General features: G+C 66.0%; 15 protein-coding genes. 8 read left to right on the top strand and 7 right to left on the bottom strand.

From position 1 onward, the window contains the following. The first annotated feature begins 134 nt into the window (after positions 1-134). Positions 135-725, top strand: a complete 591-nt coding sequence (locus RT91_RS06040; protein WP_011941584.1) for a hypothetical protein — start codon at positions 135-137, stop codon at positions 723-725. A gap of 19 nt (positions 726-744) precedes the next feature. Here RT91_RS06040 and RT91_RS06035 read toward each other — a convergent pair whose 3' ends face one another. Continuing rightward, positions 745-1,332, bottom strand: a complete 588-nt coding sequence (locus RT91_RS06035) for a hypothetical protein (protein ID WP_035186214.1) — start codon at positions 1,330-1,332, stop codon at positions 745-747. 283 nt (positions 1,333-1,615) lie between these two features. After that, a complete protein-coding gene (locus RT91_RS06030) occupies positions 1,616-4,903 on the bottom strand; it encodes an EAL domain-containing protein (protein WP_035186211.1) in 3,288 nt (1,095 codons plus the stop codon). A gap of 618 nt (positions 4,904-5,521) precedes the next feature. Here RT91_RS06030 and RT91_RS06025 point away from each other — a divergent pair. Then, the gene (locus tag RT91_RS06025) at positions 5,522-7,432 is read left to right on the top strand and encodes a methyl-accepting chemotaxis protein (protein ID WP_035186254.1); all 1,911 of its coding nucleotides are present in this window, start codon (positions 5,522-5,524) and stop codon (positions 7,430-7,432) included. A gap of 209 nt (positions 7,433-7,641) precedes the next feature. Then, positions 7,642-8,172 (top strand): flavin reductase family protein, encoded by a 531-nt coding sequence (locus tag RT91_RS06020; RefSeq protein ID WP_035186252.1) that lies wholly within the window; start codon positions 7,642-7,644, stop codon positions 8,170-8,172. A 69-nt stretch (positions 8,173-8,241) separates the two neighbouring features. On the opposite strand, the gene RT91_RS06015 is transcribed toward RT91_RS06020, so the two are convergent. Both RT91_RS06015 and RT91_RS06010 read right to left on the bottom strand, forming a co-directional pair. Then, a complete protein-coding gene (locus tag RT91_RS06015) occupies positions 8,242-8,622 on the bottom strand; it encodes a DUF2784 family protein (RefSeq protein WP_240314212.1) in 381 nt (126 codons plus the stop codon). Between the two features lie 147 nt (positions 8,623-8,769). Continuing rightward, positions 8,770-9,594 (bottom strand): sulfotransferase domain-containing protein, encoded by an 825-nt coding sequence (locus RT91_RS06010; protein ID WP_007422135.1) that lies wholly within the window; start codon positions 9,592-9,594, stop codon positions 8,770-8,772. A 235-nt stretch (positions 9,595-9,829) separates the two neighbouring features. Here RT91_RS06010 and RT91_RS06005 point away from each other — a divergent pair, with 235 nt between their 5' ends. Together RT91_RS06005 and RT91_RS06000 are read left to right on the top strand one after the other, a co-directional pair. Further along, positions 9,830-10,309, top strand: a complete 480-nt coding sequence (locus RT91_RS06005) for a DUF488 family protein (RefSeq protein ID WP_007422134.1) — start codon at positions 9,830-9,832, stop codon at positions 10,307-10,309. A gap of 165 nt (positions 10,310-10,474) precedes the next feature. Next, positions 10,475-11,089, top strand: coding sequence for a septal ring lytic transglycosylase RlpA family protein (locus tag RT91_RS06000; protein WP_013639498.1), 615 nt, complete (start codon positions 10,475-10,477; stop codon positions 11,087-11,089). Positions 11,090-11,157: 68 nt separating this feature from the next. Here RT91_RS06000 and RT91_RS05995 read toward each other — a convergent pair whose 3' ends face one another. The 3 genes from RT91_RS05995 to RT91_RS05985 all read right to left on the bottom strand — a co-directional run bounded on the left by RT91_RS05995 (position 11,158) and on the right by RT91_RS05985 (position 13,509). Next, entirely contained in the window at positions 11,158-12,066 is a 909-nt protein-coding gene (locus RT91_RS05995) for an alpha/beta fold hydrolase (protein WP_035186208.1), read from the bottom strand. 45 nt (positions 12,067-12,111) lie between these two features. Further along, positions 12,112-12,789, bottom strand: a complete 678-nt coding sequence (locus RT91_RS05990; RefSeq protein ID WP_007422131.1) for an HAD family hydrolase — start codon at positions 12,787-12,789, stop codon at positions 12,112-12,114. 132 nt (positions 12,790-12,921) lie between these two features. Then, a complete protein-coding gene (locus tag RT91_RS05985) occupies positions 12,922-13,509 on the bottom strand; it encodes a TetR/AcrR family transcriptional regulator (protein WP_231844471.1) in 588 nt (195 codons plus the stop codon). 158 nt (positions 13,510-13,667) lie between these two features. On the opposite strand from RT91_RS05985, the gene RT91_RS05980 reads away from it, so the two are divergent. Genes RT91_RS05980 through RT91_RS05970 form a run of 3 tightly spaced genes read left to right on the top strand, consistent with a single transcriptional unit; the run spans position 13,668 to position 17,444 of the window. Continuing rightward, positions 13,668-14,165 (top strand): (2Fe-2S)-binding protein, encoded by a 498-nt coding sequence (locus RT91_RS05980; protein ID WP_007422129.1) that lies wholly within the window; start codon positions 13,668-13,670, stop codon positions 14,163-14,165. Beyond that, positions 14,162-15,205, top strand: a complete 1,044-nt coding sequence (locus tag RT91_RS05975) for a xanthine dehydrogenase family protein subunit M (RefSeq protein WP_007422128.1) — start codon at positions 14,162-14,164, stop codon at positions 15,203-15,205. The genes RT91_RS05980 and RT91_RS05975 overlap by 4 nt, the downstream gene beginning before the upstream one ends. After that, a complete protein-coding gene (locus tag RT91_RS05970) occupies positions 15,198-17,444 on the top strand; it encodes a xanthine dehydrogenase family protein molybdopterin-binding subunit (RefSeq protein WP_035186207.1) in 2,247 nt (748 codons plus the stop codon). Before RT91_RS05975 ends, RT91_RS05970 begins: the two co-directional genes overlap by 8 nt. The last annotated feature ends 58 nt before the right edge of the window (positions 17,445-17,502 follow it).

Raw genomic sequence — 17,502 nt, 5'->3', positions numbered from 1 at the left:
CCCCTTTTTGCCCCAGGCAGAATTGATGTTGCGAAACATTGCAGCGTTGATCGGGATCAATGAAAAATCAGACGCGCGCTGTCACGTCGGTGGCTCAGCCGGCAAACGTCCGGTTCACAGAGCAGGAGCCCGATATGATCCCGACCGCATCTGCCCCGCCCTCCATCGCGCAAACCCGTCGCCCGCGTACCCGGTCGGCACCGCTGGGGCTCGCGCTGCTGTTGGCCGCCGGCCTCGGGGCCTGCACCAATCCCTATGATCCCGGCCAGCGCGCTCTTGGAGGAGCCGCCCTCGGTGCCGGCACGGGTGCCGCGATTGGCGCTCTTGCCGGCGGTGGCCGTGGCGCCGCGACAGGCGCCCTGATCGGCGGGGCCATCGGTGCCGTGGGTGGGGCCGCGACCACACCCCCTCCACCCTCGCCGTACGAGGCCGGCTATCCGCCGGCGGCACCCGCAAGCTGGTCGCCAGAGATGGTCTGGCTGCCCTCACCCGGCGTCTATGTGGCTCTCGGCTACAACTATCCGCTCTTCTTCTACAGCGGCTTGTATTACTATTTGTATAGTGGTCGTTGGTATGTCGGCTCGTCGTATAGCGGCCCGTGGCGCATCCACGCGGCACCGCCCCCGCTGCGGCGCTTCCACTCCGGCTACTGGAACAGCTATCAGATGCGCGCCCGCAACTACTATCACAACAACCCGGGTTGGCGACACTTCAGGCCGCGCTGATGCCTGGAACGCGCTATGCTCAGGCCGGAGTCGGCCGTGCGGCGTTCACCTCCAGCGTGGCCATGGGATCGGGCAACCAATCCGCGTCGCGGTCAAGGCTGCGTCGTTCCAGCAGCGATCCCCAGGTGTCCTGCTCGCTCAAGAGGCAAGCCGCGACAGGCCGACGGCTCGCGGCGAATGCGGCTGCTAGCGCGTCCTGACCGCTCATCCGCCGCGCTTCATCGAACCCGCCGCGCATGACCTTGTCGGTCGCGCGCATGAAGCACTCGAGGCCCGGGCGCGCGGCGAGGAAGCGTTGATCAAACACCGGCGCGCCGCCATCCACGCCTATTGCCACGAACTCCGCGGCAAGAAGCGCCGCAGGCATGGGCCCGACCGGCCGAACCGTCAGATCCGCCCAGATGCCGCCAAGTTGCTCAAGCAGGAAAAATCGTATGAGATCGAGTTGCAATGGCACGGGTGCATCGGCGGTCAGCACCTGAGCGACCCACGTAAAACCGCCAACACGACAGAGCGAGAGAAGTTCGTCGAGCGACCAGAGTTTCACTTCGAATCGGGGATGATGCAGGCTCCATTCGAGATGGTTCGCGCGAAGTTCCTCCTGCATGCCCTCTTCCCAGGGAGAACCACCGCCAAAGCGCCTCCGTCGTGCCCGCAACAGGTCAATCAGCCAGAACTGGTGAATCCGGCGAGGTATCATCCGCAACTCCCGATCGGCGCATCATGACGGTCCAGCCTCCGAAAGGCAGCAACGGCCCGCCGGTCCGGTGTTCCGACAATAGTAAAGACTTATTAACATCCGCTTATCGATTTGCGGGCGCCGCGTCCCGCCGGTCAAGCGGTGACACGCCGCCAGCGTGAACGACGTCAGCCGTCGCGATCCGCCAAATCTATCGGCGGGCGTTGGCCACACCGGCGTCCGGCGTGTGAGCGGACCGTTCCAGCCACTCAGAGACGGGTATCGTGCAGGCGAAGAAATAACCCTGCATCCGCGGACAGCCGCGCGCCTTCAGGAAGGCGACATGCTCCGGCGTCTCGACCCCTTCGGCCACCACATCGAGATCGAGCCGCCGGGCCATGGCGAGGATCGCCTCGACGATCGCCACGGAAGACGCATCATCCGGCACCTGGCCGATGAAACCTCTGTCGATCTTGATTTCGTGGATCGGCAACTGGCGCAGGTAGTGCAGGCTTGAATAGCCGGTCCCGAAGTCGTCGACCGAGAAGCGGACGCCGCGATCGGCCAGAATCCCCATGATCCGGGCGATCTCGAATGTATCCCTGATCAGCAGATTTTCGGTAATCTCGAGCGTAAGTCGGTCCGCCGGGACGCCGGAGATGTCGAGGGCCGCAATCACGTCGGTGACGAAAGCAGGATCGCGGAACTGTCGCGGGCTGACATTGACCGATAGCCGCCAGTCCGGCCGGTCGCGATGGGCTCGTGCCAGCAGCGCACACGCCTCGCGCAACAGCCACCGGCCCAGCGGAACAATCAGCCCGGATGATTCGGCAATGCCGATGAACTCGGACGGGACGGCGATGCGACCATCACGATCGCGCAGGCGCAGAAGGACTTCCGCGCCGACGGGCTTCCCCCCCAACTCCACCTGGTCCTGCAACCAGATCTCGAACCGCCCAGCCTTCAGCGCACTCCTGATCTCGTCTTCGATGGCATGGCGCGCCACGATCGACAGATGCATCGACTGCCGGAACATGACGACATCGGCTTCTCCGGCCTTGGCCTGATACATCGCCGTGTCCGCTTCGCGGATCAGGGTATCGATCGTGTCATCCGGCTTCGGAAACATCGTGAAGCCGATGCTGGCGCCGAGATGGTACTCACGTTCGCCAATCGAGATAGGCCTTGCCGTGAGCGCGTCGATCATCTTTCGGGCGATCGTGGCGGCATGATCGGCCGCATCGGCGACCGTGCTGCCGGCATCCGCAATGAGAACGACAAATTCATCGCCGCCGACACGGGCGATCGTATCGGCCGCGCGGACCGCCTGGCGGAGCCGCTGCGCAGCCTGCCGGAGCGCCGAATCACCCGCCGAGTGGCCAAGCATGTCGTTGATCGTCTTGAACCGATCGAGATCGATGAACAGCAATGCTCCCTGCACGCCGGTCCGGCGCGCCTCGATCAGCACCTCGCGCAAGCGCTCGTTCAGCAGACGCCGGTTCGGCAACTCGGTCAGCGGATCGATATGCGCAAGCCGATAGATCTGTTCCTCCGCCTCCCGGCGTTCGGTGATATCGATCCAGACACCGACGATACCCACCGGATTGCCGGCGGCATCACGCTGCAAGGTCTTCTCGTCATGGATCCAGCGATAGCCGCCGTTCTGGTGCCTGATACGGTAGCGATGAACGAATTGCCCGCTCTCGACCGTGCGCGGGACACCGAGGGCCGCCTGCGGCAGGTCTTCGGGGTGCACGTGGTTTCGCCACCAGTCGAGTCCTCGGATATTCCCCGTGGCGTAGCCGAGCATGTCAACGATATTCTCGCTCATGTCGACCAGAACGGCCTCGTCGCCGTGCAGGGCAAGAGCGTAGAGGACGACGCCAGTCGCGGCGAGCAGCCGGTCGATCCGCCGCTCGCTCATCGAATGGGCCATCAGTGCGTCGTCGCGTTCCTGCCGCGTGGTGAACGCCTGCAAAGCCTTGGTCATGTTCGCGGTCAGTTCCACGAGGAGATCGCGCTCCTCCTCTCCAAAGGCCATCGGGTCCGAGGAATAGAGAGTCAGCGCGCCAGCTGCCGGAATCCCGGCCCCGCCGAACGGCAGCGAAATGCAGGACCGGAACCCGGAGGCGAGCGCCTTGTGCCGCCAGGGCTCGAAACGGGGATCGACCGCAATGTCGCGCCAACGGGAGATCCGGCGTTCGCGGATTGCGGTGCCGGCGGGCCCCCGGCCGTTGGGCACATCCGCCCAGGACAGGCGAAGTTGCGCGACATACCCGGTCCCACGCCCGGCGCTCGCCGCGAGGCTGACCGATTTCTCGGGATCGTGCTGCGCCAGACCGACCCAGCACGTATTGTAACCTCCGGTCTCGACCGCAAGCCGGCAGGCCGCGTCGAACACCGCCTGCGCGGTGGTGGCGTGCGCAAAGGCTTCGGTCGCTTCGTGGATCGTCCGCAGGGCCCGGTTGGCACGCTCGAGCGCGTCCTCCCGCAGCCGCCCGAGCAGAAGTGGGGTCAGGCGGGCGACGAATTCCAGAATCAGGCCGTGCGTTTCCTCCGCGATCGCCGGGCTCCTGAAATCGAGCACCAGACCGAAACGGCGGTCGGCAAGATCGAACGGATGGACGACCTGCCGGCGGATGCCGGCGCGGACCAGTTCGCGCAGGCGCGGGTACGCCGGCCCAGGATCGGCGTCCATCATCGGTCCGCTGTCATACATCCGCCCCTCGACGAGGGCCGCGCCGAAACTGATGGTGTCGACCGGGTGGCCGGCAAACCAAGGGGTCATGTCAAAGTCGGCCAGATCACTGTCTTGAGCGATATGCGACTTGACGTATTCCAGCATCCGGTATGCCGGATGAAACGCGACGAGAAAGCAGATCGCCGCACCGGCGCGTTCGGCGCAACAGGCCAGGGCATGATCGAGAGCGGCGTCGAAATCCGCCGCATCGGCAATCGCCTCGGAAAGGCGGTTCCAGAACGCAAGATCGGCCGATACCTTCGCCTGCTCCCGGTTCAGCCGCCGCAGTTCGAGTTCGGTCATCACCGACTGGGCGAGTTCGGTGAGGAACTTCCGGCTGGACGCATCGAATTCCGCACGCGGCTCAGGCGAGAGCACGCACATGCTGCCGATACGATAGCCGTCCGGCGTGATGATCGGCGCACCCGCGTAAAACCGGATATGGGGAAACCCGCTGACGAGCGGATTGTCACGGAAGCGTTCGTCCTCGCGGGCATCCGGCACTACAAGAGGACTGTCGGTGCCGATCGTGTGCTCGCAAAATACGGTGCCGCGGGGCATGCACTCAAGATCGGTGCCGACCTTCGCCTTGAGCCAGTGACGGGAGGCATCCGCGAAGGATACCGTGGCGATCGGCATGTCGAGCCCATGCGCCGCAAGGCGGGCAAAGCGATCGAAGCTCTCCTCCGCCGGTGTGCCGACGATATCGTAACGGCCAAGGGCGGCCAGGCGCCGCGTTTCCGTATCGTCAGACGGCAAGCGGGCTTCCCCTGCTTTCGCGGGTGACAGGAGGCAAGCTCCGGCGCGCATGGTCAATCTCTCGCGCTCCGATATGCCGCAGCGTCCTTGCTAATTCATGATACCACGCCAACACGTGGAAACCACAATCCCGGCGTCTCTCCCTCTTGTTCATCTTTGACCAAAGTTGCATCAACGAACCGAATTGTCTGACCGGTGCCGTGTATGTGGTGCGATCAATCAACCTCTCGATGATGTCGAATTCCACGAACGTCATGATACATTGGGAAAGAAACAATAACAACAAAATTTGAACCAAGGGAAATCCACATCGCACACCAGCCAATATTTATCGCGTTGATTCTGAAAATATTCGCACTTGAACGCCGCCCGAGAAGATATCTTTCTAACAGGTGCGGAAGGTGTTCATAAATTGAGAATAAGTTATATATCCTGCCATAAAAGCACTTCACCGCCCCGCGCTGAGCCGATGACAGGACGGCCGGCACGGGCGACTCGGCCCCGCTGACAGCGGCTGGTTCCGGCACGAGAACCGACACGCGCCTCGTATCGATCCGGATATTCTTTCTTAATCTTTTGCAGGCAAATGAGGCGCTCGTCGTCGTTGGGAGATTGTTCGTGCTCAAGAAGCTCTCGATCCGCTATCAGTTCGCCATGCTCGGTGCTTTTGGCGTCGCAATCACTGTCGCGGCGGTCGCGTTGAACCTGTTCGACTCATACCAGATGGAGTTACACTCCAAGGAAGCCCAGGCCAGAGCACTGGTCGCGAGCGCCGTCACCTCGACTGAAACCTATGTCCGTCTCGCGGCTCAGGGAGTGATCACGAAACAGAAGGCCCAGTCCCTCGCTCTCAAGGCACTGGGCGCGGCGCGCTTCGATCACGGCAACTACTTCTTCGTCTACGACCGGCACGGCGTTGCGCTGGCAAATCCGAAAAAGTCGGTGATCGGGAAAAATCTGGAGAACGTGAAGGATCCATACGGTCACTACGTGATCCGCCCACTGATGCAGGCAGCGGCGAGCGGTCATCCGATCTTTCATGAATATTATTGGCCGAAAGCGGGATCCTCGACTCCCCAGCCCAAGATTTCCTACATGGCGGAGGTGCCGGGCTGGCACTGGATGATCGGGTCCGGTCTCTACATCAGTGATCTCAGAACGAATTTCTGGAACGGGGTGCTGCGTTTCGCCGCGATCTTCATTCCGGTTCTGTTCGCCTTTCTTCTGCTCATGATTTACATGCAGAAAAACATCGCAAACATCCTCAAGCGCATGACCTCGGTGATGAAGGCGCTGTCGACGGGCGATTCCAGCGTTGATGTGCCTTTCACCGACCGGACCGACGAGATCGGCGGCATGGCGAGCGCGGTCGAGATCTTCAAATCCGCGGGCATCGAGAAGGCGCGGCTGGAAAACGATGCCACGGCAGCCGCACGGCAGCGCGAAACCGAGCGTGCTCGTACGGAGGCGGAACGCGCCGCCGCCGCGCAGCAGCTCGCCACGGTGGTCGATTCTCTCGCCCATGGCCTGGAGGAACTCTCGGCCGGCCGGTTGACGTTCCGACTGACCGCCGCCTTCGCAGCGGAATACGAACAGCTCCGGACAGACTTCAATGGCGCGATGCAAAGGTTGCAGGACGCGATGCGCGTGGTTGCCACAAATGCCTCGGCCATTCGCTCCGGCAGCGGCGAGATCTCCAGCGCTGCGGACGATCTGGCCCGCCGCACCGAGCAGCAAGCCGCGACCCTCGAGGAAACTGCCGCAGCACTCGACGAAATCACGACGACGGTACGCAATACCGCGGACGCAGCGGTGCATGCCCGAAATATCGTCGATACCGCGAAGCAGGACGCCGAGCATGGCGGCTCCGTTGTGTCGCAGGCGGTGCGGGCGATGGGGGAAATCGAGACCTCATCGAAACAGATCGGCAACATCATCGGCGTGATCGACGAGATCGCCTTCCAGACCAACCTGCTGGCGCTGAACGCGGGTGTCGAGGCGGCGCGGGCCGGCGAAGCGGGGCGCGGTTTCGCCGTGGTCGCCTCCGAAGTTCGGGCGCTGGCGCAGCGCTCGGCCGATGCCGCGAAAGAGATCAAGACACTGATTTCCGCCTCCAACCAGCAGGTTGTCGCGGGCGTGGACCTTGTCGACGAGACGGGCAAGGCTCTCGAACGGATCGTCCGCCAGATCGCCGAACTCAACGACTCCGTTGCGAAGATCGCCGCCTCGGCGCAGGAGCAGTCGACCGGGCTGGTGCAGGTGAATACCGCCGTCAGCCAGATGGATCAGGCAACGCAGCAGAACGCGGCCATGGTCGAGGAATCAACGGCTGCCAGCCACAGCCTCGTTCAGGAAGCCGAGCAGCTTACCCAGCTGATCGGGCGGTTCGATCTGGGCACATCGCCCGCCCCCGCCTCACCGGGCAGACTGCCGGTAACGCCGCCGCGGCCCGCGGCAAAGCCGGCCCCCATTGCCGCCCCTAAGCGGCACCTCGAAGGCGCCGATGCCGGCGATTGGGAGGATTTCTGAAGCTGCGACGAACGATCACGGCTGGCCAGGAGGCCTCCGGAATGATCGCCGGTGCGCTTCGCCCGCAGCCCCGGCACCGCGCGTCCGGTACGCTGGCATGAAGATGTCGCACCTGGTTGACGCAAATCATTGCCGCCCGAGATGTTCGAGGCTCATTTGCGGGCATACGGCATGACCACGCCGCGCTGAAGCCGTGGAAAGGTATGGCGATGAGGGATCTTCCGCTCGCCAGGGTCTACCAATTCATCGAGCCCGGGCCCGTCGTTCTGCTCACCACAGCAGAGCGGGGGCACCTCAATGTGATGACGATGTCCTGGCATATGATGGTGGAGTTCGAACCGCCGCTGATCGCTTGCATTGTCGGCGAGGGCGATTACAGCTTTGCCGCCCTGCGCAGGACGGGAGAATGTGTCATCGCCATTCCAGCGGCGGAACTGGCTTCGACGGTGGTCGGCATCGGCAACTGTTCCGGCCGTGACGTCGACAAGTTTGAGCGATTCGGTCTGACGGCAAGGCCGGCCCGGCTCGTGACCGCGCCGCTGATCGCCGAATGCTTCGTCAACCTCGAATGCCGCGGCATCGATATGCGTCTGGTCAGACGCTACGACATGTTCGTGCTCGAGGTCATCAAGGGGTGGATCGACCCGGCACGCCGGAACGCGCGAACACTCCATCATCGCGGCTTCGGCCGGTTTGCCGTTGATGGCGAAACCATCTCGTTTCGTTCGAGGATGCGGTAGACCAACCCTCTGCAAACGACCGGCAGGTCAGCCCCGATGGCCCCCACACCGGTCGGCTCGCAAGGTGATCTACCGGTTTCGCGTCGCCGTTCCCCAGAACGGCACATAGACGGTCAGCGCCACAACGTAGAGAAAAACGGCGCAGTAGAGGATCTGAAAGAACCACATTGGCAGGTTCCAATAGATCAGCCGATCGACCCATTGCATGATCAGCGGGTGCACGGTCCCGGCGCCGCCCGCCAGATCCTGCTGCCAGATGGTCAGGATGCAGGCACGGCCTGCCACCGCCTGGCCGGCAACCACCGCGAGAAGAGCAAGATGAAGCAGCCGGAGCCACGCAACGCGAATGACCCGCCAGCCGAGGCGCGCACCGACAGGGATCACGACCAACCCCGTTACATTGAACAGGATGACGATCACATGCACCGCAAGGATCGCATCCGCGAGCACAAGAATCTCCCGCATGGGTCTCCGGTTGGGCGAATGGAACAAGTTGCCTGATTGCGCACCATGATCCGATTTCATCGACGCAGAAAGCCCAAAGTGATGCCGGAGCTCTCCTGCGCGGGTTGGCGAGGAGCGCTGCCCCGACCTTGTTCAGAGATAGGCGAAGCGGCGCATCTGGGGCGCCTGGGCGTGCTCCACCGCGCGGCTCTGCCGATCCGACAGCACGTCGCGCCACTGTCCGGCGCGCCCATTGCGGAAGAAGAGCGCCGCCGCCCCCGGCCGTTCGACAAAACCCCGTTCACGTTCCTGTGCGGCGAGGACGTCGAACGCACTGTGTCGGATCGCGCGGGCAAGGCGGGGGGGATCGGGCTCCGCGCCAAGAAAGCGGATCACGTCGCCAAAACCATCGGCCGGATCGGCGAGCAGATCTTCGTAGCGCAACACCATCGTCGGCCAGGCGGGGTGCGCGGTCCATGACTCCACATGCCGGTTCCAGGAGCCGACGAATTCGGTCACCTTGTGGACGTTGTCTCCCGACACCGCGCGATCGTCCGTCATCAGATCAATCAATGCGTCATGGCCGACGCCGAGGTGATGCGCATAGGAAACCGCGACATCGCGCGGATCCCGCACCAGATAGATCGCGCGATCGGTGACCCCGGCCGTCACGAGCGGCGTGCCCGCATGGTCGACATTGGCATTGTGCGTCTTGACGAAGACCCGCTGCGGGTCGGCGCCGGCGATCGCGCGGTGAACGGCGGGACGCAGGCGGGCGGCCGCCTCGGCCGACAGCGTCGCATCCGGTTCGGCCATGAAAGGCCGGTAGAGCGATGCTCCGCTCTCGCCGGTCGAAAGCAGGGTCAGCCGATTGATGTCCTGCGGCCGGCCCTCATCGAGGATATAGTTCTGCAGGAAAGCCCGCAGCCAGGTGTTGCCGGATTTCGGATAGGAGGCGAGCCAGATGATGCGTCCCATGTCAGATCGTCCTCCGCCGAGGGCAGCAGGCGCCGCCGCGCCCCGATCGCACTTGTGAAATCGGCCTTTCGCTCACGTCCGGCAGTCCTGAAAGATAGCCCGTCGCCGCACATATCCGGTGGCAACTCCGGTTTTGCAACCGCCGCCGGCGGCTGGCGGGCTTGGGCAGTTTCCGTGATCGCGGGTGACCGGGCTCGGCGTTCGACTTCGCCGCGCCGGCGTCTATACTCCGCCCATGGACACCGATGAACTGGCCACGATCGGCTACGAAAAATGCGGCTTTGATGATTTCGTGCGGTGCCTGCGCGAAGCCGGCGTTCGCCAGGTGATCGATGTCAGGGACCTGCCTCTCTCGCGGCGCGCGGGTTTTTCGAAGCGACAACTCGCCGCCGGTCTCGATGCGGCTGGAATCGGCTACCATCACCTGCGGGCGCTGGGCACGCCGGCAGCGGGGCGCGAGGCCAATCGTCGGCGGCGGTGGGACGAGTTCTGGCGCATTGTCGACGACCGTCTGGCTACGCCGGAAGCTGCGTTCGCGCTGGCGGAAGCCGCGGAACTGGCCTCGGCGAAGCCATCCTGTCTTCTGTGCTACGAGGCGGCGGTCTGCCAATGCCACCGGCTGCGCGTGGGTGAACGTCTCTCCGCCAGCCATGGGTTCCGGCTTCGGCATCTCCTGGTCCAAGGCGCGGTCGGACATACGCCGCCCTCGCGCTGAACACGCGCCGCCCGGACGCCGACGTTTCCGCCCGCCCAAACCCTGCCACATTTCGGCCATGCATCTTCCTCATAACCTCTGCCCATGGACACATCACCAAGATGCGCCCTTGAGTCGGGAGAGCAGAATGTCGCGGTCGAGTGTCGGTCCGGAGCATGGCTCAGGATGGGCGCGATCATTCTCTGCACGGCAGGGCTTGCCGCATGCGCCGCCAAGGCGCCGCAGGCCAGTCTCGCCATGCCGCCGCCTGCCGAACCGCCTCCGCAGGCGCTTCCCGCGCTGACCGTCGCAAAACGGCTGAGTACGATGCCTCCCGTCGCGGTGCCGGCCGTTCTCCGCCCGCCGCTCGATCTCTCGGGACGCAACGAGACCGGCAAGGCCTCCTATTACGCCCGCCGTTTTGCCGGCCGGCGCACCGCCGATGGCCAGCGCTTCAATCCGCACGCGCCGATGGCCGCCAGCAAGACGCTGCCGCTCGGCACGGTTGCCAAGGTCGTCAACCTGTCCAACGGCACGAGCACGACCGTCACGGTCGCCGACCGGGGGCCGAATGTCGAAAGCCGCATGCTCGATGTCAGTCCGGAGGTCGCGATCCGCCTCGGCATGATCCGGGAAGGCGTGGCGCGGGTTCTGGTCGAGCCGATCACCATCCCGGAGCCGGATGGCAAGGTGAAGCTCGGCGCCGGCGCGGCGCATGCCTCGAAGGCGCAGATCGCGGCCGCCATCGGAACCTCCCGGCGCGTGATGCGCCAGGACGGAATCCGGGTCGCGGACCGGTGAGCCGCGCGCCCCTCGTCTGACGACGTCCTTTCCGCCCGATCGCAACGCTCGCCAAGGTGCCGGCGAGCTTATCTCGCATGCGCCCTCAACGCGCACATCAGATCGTGCGACCGGTTCACCAGAACCGAGAAATGCCCCTCCCCGTCATAATAGGTGGCGGCGCATTGCCTGAGCCGCCCAGCCATGAGGCGTGCCGCTTCAACCGGCAGGATCCGATCCTGGCCGCCATGCCACAGCAGGACCGGCACGGGCACGTCTCCGATCCTGAATCCCCAGGGCCGGGCCAGCCGTTCGATCTCGGTGCGGTTCGCGGCGCCGCCCTGCAGGGCTGTCTCGGTCATCGTCCGCGCCATCAGGTCAAGCATGGCCGGGTTTCGCATCAGGGCCAGATCCTCGCCGCCCAGCCAGTGCGCCATGCGCATGAGCCGGGCATTGATCATCTCCCTCGTCGGAATGCCGTCCGGTCGAAACTGCCTGAGCCGGCGCCGCAGATAGCGCGGGAACAGAGACGCGATCCACCAGGCGAGCCGTCGCTTCAGCGGCCCTGAGCGACGCGCGATCGCCGGCGGCGGCATGGCGCTGACCAGCGAGCACACCGTGATGCGGGCGGGGCAAGCCCTCGCGCAGGCGAGCGCATAAGGCCCTCCGGCCGACATGCCCTGCACCGCGAACCGGCCGATTCCGAGAAGATCGGCCGCCTCCAGAATATCCGCCGGCCAATCGAGAAGCCTGTCGCCCGGTCGGGGGGCGGAGCGTCCGATACCGGGACGGTCGAATGCGAGGATACGAAGGCCGGCCGACCGCGCCGCGTCGGCCAGCACGAGGGCCTCGAGCCGCGAAGAACCGTGCCCGTGGAAATGAAAGACCGGTGGACCTTCCGCCGCACCGACATCGAGATACCCGAGCGCCCGCCCATCGTGTAGCCTCACCGTCGAACCGGGTTCGTTCTCCGGAACGCCGCCTTCAGTGAGGATCATGGGACGGGCACAATCCGGCGGGTCGGGGCCGGTCAGGCACGGATGTCACCGGCGGCCACCGATCTCGTCGATATGGCGCAGCAGATCGGCGGGATCCTCGTAGACCCTGATCGCGCCAGCCTCCCGCAGCTCATGGGCGCCATACCCCCCGCTCAGCAACCCGACTCCCAGGGCCTTGCAGCGCGCCGCCGCGAGCATGTCCCAAATGCTGTCGCCCACCACGACCGCCGTTTCGATCGCCGCGCCGAGCCGCTCCGCCGCGGCGAGAAAGAGATCCGGGTTCGGTTTTGCGTGGTTCACCTGATCGCGCGTGATCACCGCCGCCTGCTCGGGGTCCACCTGCAGCGCCTCGAGATTGACCGCGGCGGTCTCCATGCGCCCGCTGGTCGCGATCGCCCAGGGCACGCCGGACCCGGTGAGATGATCGAGAAGAGCCCTCGCACCCGGGAGAGGACGAATCCGTTTCCCGTAACGACGATATGATTCGGCATGGCCCCGACGGAGGCGCTCGATGCGTTCCGGGCTGATCTCCAGCCCGGTCTCGCGGAGGAGCTGGTTCGTGAAGAGTCCGCCGCTCATGCCAATCTTCCGATGGATGCGCCAGACGGCAAGGTCGATATCCTCGGCATCGAGCGCGTCCTTCCAGGCCAGGACATGCTGGTAAACGCTGTCGACCAACGTCCCATCAAGGTCGAAAAGGAAGACCGGTTCTCTGGGTATCATGGTTTCGTCTTTCTCGTTGTCCTCAACCGGCTCAGGGCATCACGCCAAGATCCGCACGATATCTGGGGACTCTCATGCACGCCGGACAAGACGCGATCATCTCGCGCATCCGGCCGGCAGGCTCGCTGGCGATCAGCCGCCGCGCGCCATCGGAGGCCGCAGCCCGTCGACGAAGATATCGATGATACGGAGCACCTGGACTTTCCAGCCCGGATCGGGCTGGCGCGCGTAACACAGAGCGAACACCGTCGACATGATCTCCTGCGTGGTGACATCCGCCCGCACCGAGCCGTCCGCCTGGGCCCGCGCCACGAGGCGCTCCATCGCGACGATCAGCGGCGCGGACACCTCGGAATACCGTGCCCTCGCCTCCTCCGTCATCGCCACCGACAACGCGCCGATCAGGCCTCGCTTGGTCTCGACCAGCCCGACCATTCCGTGAATCCACGCCCGCAGCGCCTCCAGCCCGTCGCCGGCTGATTCCAGTTCGGTGGCCGTCTCCGTCGCCTGTGCAACCTCGCTGGCGTAGACCGCCAGGAACAGCGACTCGCGCGTCGCGAAATGGCGGTAGAGCGTGCCGATGCCGAGGCCCGCACGCCGCGCGACCGCTTCAAGGCTCGCCTCCGGACCGCCCTGCCCCAGTATCTCCTTTGCCGCCGCGACGAGTCGCTCGCGGTTGCGCTGCGCATCCGATCTTGGCTTGCGACCGGCGATCTGCATCGTGCCGAACTCTCCCATTGCTAAACGGAGGCATGCTCCGTATATTGTCGAAAGCGGCCGACGGATCCGGCTTCGCCGCTCAACGCACCTTTCGGGCACCTTTGCACCGCGCCAGCGCGCCCGTCGATCCATAAACATCCCGAATGATCGGAGACTCCATGCTCCACCCGATACACCTCACGCTCAACGGCATCTGCCGCGACCTGACGCTCGATGACCCGCGCATCACGCTGCTCGACCTCCTGCGCGAGCGGATGGCGCTCCCCGGCACCAAGAAGGGATGTGACCGCGGCCAGTGCGGCGCCTGCACCGTGCTGGTCGATGGGCGGCGGATCAATTCCTGCCTCGTGCTGGCCGTCACGCTCGATGGCGCCGAGATCACGACCATCGAGGGTCTCACGGAAGGCGGCCGCCTTCATCCGGTGCAGGCGGCGTTCATCGAGCATGACGGGTTCCAGTGCGGCTATTGCACGCCAGGGCAGATCATGAGCGCGCTCGGCCTGATCACCGAGGGTCATGCCGGCGACGACCCGGAGCGCATCCGCGAGGGAATGAGCGGCAATCTATGCCGCTGCGGCGCTTATCACGGCATCACCGAGGCCGTGCAGGACGCCGCGAGACGCATGGCGGATACCAGCGCAGGAGACGCCGCATGACCCCTTTCGCCTATCTCCGCCCCGCCACGCTCGATGAAGCCCTCGGCGCCTGGGAACCGGGCGCGGCGTATCTCGCCGGCGGGACCAACCTGGTCGATCTGATGAAGACCGGCGCGCTGCGGCCGGGCAAGCTGATCGACCTCGCCCGCCTGCCCGACCTCGACGCGATCGAGACGCTGGAGGACGGCAGTGTCCGGGTCGGCGCGCTGGTGCGGAATGCCGATCTCGCCCATGACATTACCTTCGCCGCGCAGTTCCCGATGGTCGCCGAGGCGCTGCTCTCGGGAGCTTCGGGCCAGTTGCGCAACGCCGCGACCGTGGGCGGCAACCTGCTGCAGCACCCGCGCTGCGCCTATTTCCAGGACCCGCTGAGTGCCTGCAACCGCCGTGCGCCCGGCAGCGGATGCGATGCGCGGGACGGCGACAACGCCGCCCTCGCGGTCATGGGCTGGAGCGAAGCCTGCATCGCCACCAGCGCGTCGGATTTCTGCGTTCCCCTTGCCGCGCTCGATGCCGTGGTCGAAACCACCGGCCCGGCGGGAGCGCGCGAGATCCCCTTCGCCGAGCTTCATCGGCTGCCGGGCGATTCCCCCGAACGCGCGACCGCGCTTGGGCCGGGTGAACTCATCGTCGCCCTGCGCCTGCCCGCCGCCGCGTCCGCCTTCCGCGCCCATGCGCGCTATCTCAAGCTGCGCGAGCGCACCTCGTTCGCCTTCGCGCTGGTCTCGGCCGCCGCGGCGCTGCGTCTTGATCGCGGCCGGATCGCCGAGGCCAGGCTCGCGCTCGGTGCTGTCGCCGCGAAACCCTGGCGCAGCCGCGAGGCGGAGGCGATGCTGGCCGGCGCCGCCCCGGCGCCCGAACTCTTCGCCCGCGCCGCCGCCGTGGCGCTTTCCGGCGCCACCCCGTCGGGGGCGAATGCCCACAAGATCGAACTCGCCCGTCGCACCGCGGCCCGGGCTCTGGCGCTCGCCGCCGCGGGCACGCCCGCCCGGATGCCGGCGCTGCCTGCCTCGCCCTTCGGAGACCTCGCTCATGTCTGAGACTTCCATCCGCTTCGGCTCGAACGCCGGCCAGTCCGTCACCCGCCGCGACGGCATCGCCAAGGTCACCGGCGCCGCCACTTTCGCTGCCGACAATCACCCGGACGGCCTGCTCCACGCCGTCTATGTGCCGGCCACCATCGCGCGCGGGCGCGTCATCCGCCTCGACACCGGGGCGGCCAGGGCCCATCCCGGCGTGGTCGAGGTGTTCACGCCGGAAAACCGCCCGGCGCTGGCCGGCGATCCGGACGCGAAACCCTTCCTGTTCGCCTTCCGCACCGAGGTGCTGCAAAGCGCCGAGATCCGCTATGCCAACCAGCCGATCGCACTGGTCGTGGCGGAGACGGTCGAGGCCGCCACCGAAGCCGCCCGTCTCGTGGTGCCGCACTACGAAGCCCTGCCGCCGCGCCTCGGGCTTGACGGCGATGCCCCGTACAAGCCGGAGTCCGGCAATTTCGGTAGGCCGGCGGAAACCGTTTTCGGCGATGTCGCCGCAGGCCACGCGGCAGCCCGCCACGCGGTCGACCTGACCTATGAAACTCCGGCGCAATACCATAACGCCATGGAGACCCACGCCATCGTCGCCACCTGGGACGGCGACCAACTGGCGCTGGACGTGCCGAGCCAGGCCATCGTGATGTCGCGCGGGGCCTATGGCTACTATTTCGGCATCCCTGCGGAAAACGTGACGATTCGCAGCCCCTATCTGGGCGGCGGCTTCGGCTCGAAAGCGGTGATCAACGGGCCGGCGTTACTCGCCATCCTGGCGGCGCGCGCGCTTCGCCGGCCCGTCAAGCTGATGCTGCGGCGTGAGCAGATGTTCGGCCCGGTCGGCCATCGCGGCGCCACGCGCCAGCGCCTGCGCATCGGCACCGACGATGACGGCCGCATGACCGCGCTCGACCACGAATCGCTCGCCGTCACCTCCACCTTCGACGATTTCATCGAAGGTGCGGCGGACGCGTCCCTGGGGCTCTATGCCACGGAGGCCCTGCGCTCGACGCAATACGCCGTGCGCGCCGATATCGGCACACCGGGGCCGATGCGCGCCCCCGGCATCGCATCCGGTTCGGCGGCGCTCGAATGCGCGCTGGACGAGATGGCCGAAGCGGTGGGACTCGACCCGCTGGAATTCAGGCTGCGCAACTATGCCGACGCCGAGCCGGGCACCGGCCGGCCCTATTCCTCGAAGGCTCTGCGCGAATGCTACCGGCAGGGCGCCGAGCGATTCGGCTGGGCCGGCCGGCCGCTCGCGCCGCGCCAGATGACCGACGATCGCGGCCTGCTCGTCGGCTGGGGCATGGGCACCGCGCTGTTCCACGCCCCGATGTTCGCGGCGGAGGCACGCGCCACGCTGCGCCCCGATGGTACCGGCCTTGTCGAGACGGCGGCGGCCGACATGGGCCAGGGCGCCTGGACCGCGCTCGCGCAGATCGCCGCCGACGGCCTCGGCCTGCCGCTCGACAGGATCGAGTTCCGCGCGGGCTCTTCCGACCTTCCCGATGGCGGCATCGCCGGCGGCTCGGGGCACACGGCCACCGCAGGCGGCGCGCTTCATGCCGCCGGCTGCGATGCCGTCCGCCGGCTCGGAGAGATCGCCGTGGCCGATCCCGCCTCGCCGCTTTTCGGCGCCAATGCCGGCGTCGTCGCGCGCGACGGCAGGCTCTTCGCCCGCGACGATGACAGCCGCAGCGAAAGCTATATCGAGATCATTGCCCGCGCCGGCGGCGCGGCAGTCCAGGGCGCCGGCAGCGCCGCCCGCCCGCCCGAGGCCGCGGAACGCCATGCGATGTATTCGCACGGCGCGGTCTTCGCCGAGGTGAAGATCGATCCCGCGCTCTTCCAGATCCGCGTCACCCGCCTCGTGGGCGCCTTCGCCGCAGGCCGCATCATCAACCCACGCCTCGCCACGAGCCAGTTGATGGGCGGAATGATCTGGGGCCTGTCCTTCGCGCTGCATGAAGAGGCTCGCCACGACCGCCGCACCGGCCGGATCGTGAATGCGGACTTCGCGGGCTACCACATCCCGGTCAACGCCGACGTGGCGGGCCTCGACGTGATCACCGTCCACGAAGACGATCCGCATGTGAATCCGCTCGGCATCAAGGGCGTCGGCGAAATCGGGATCACCGGCACCGTCGGCGCCATCGGCAACGCGATCTGGCACGCCACCGGCACGCGGGTACGGCGCTTCCCGATCCGGATCGCGGATCTGCTGGCGGGCTCGCAATCGATGTAGTGGTCGCGCCTCCGGCCATTAATTTGACATTTTGGCGCATATAGATCCCGCCAAGTTT

The sequence above is a fragment of the Acidiphilium sp. JA12-A1 genome, assembly GCF_000724705.2.
Classification (GTDB): Bacteria; Pseudomonadota; Alphaproteobacteria; order Acetobacterales; family Acetobacteraceae; genus Acidiphilium; species Acidiphilium multivorum.
The sequence above is the reverse complement of the archived record's forward strand: the minus strand, read 5'-3'. Positions and strand labels throughout refer to the sequence as shown.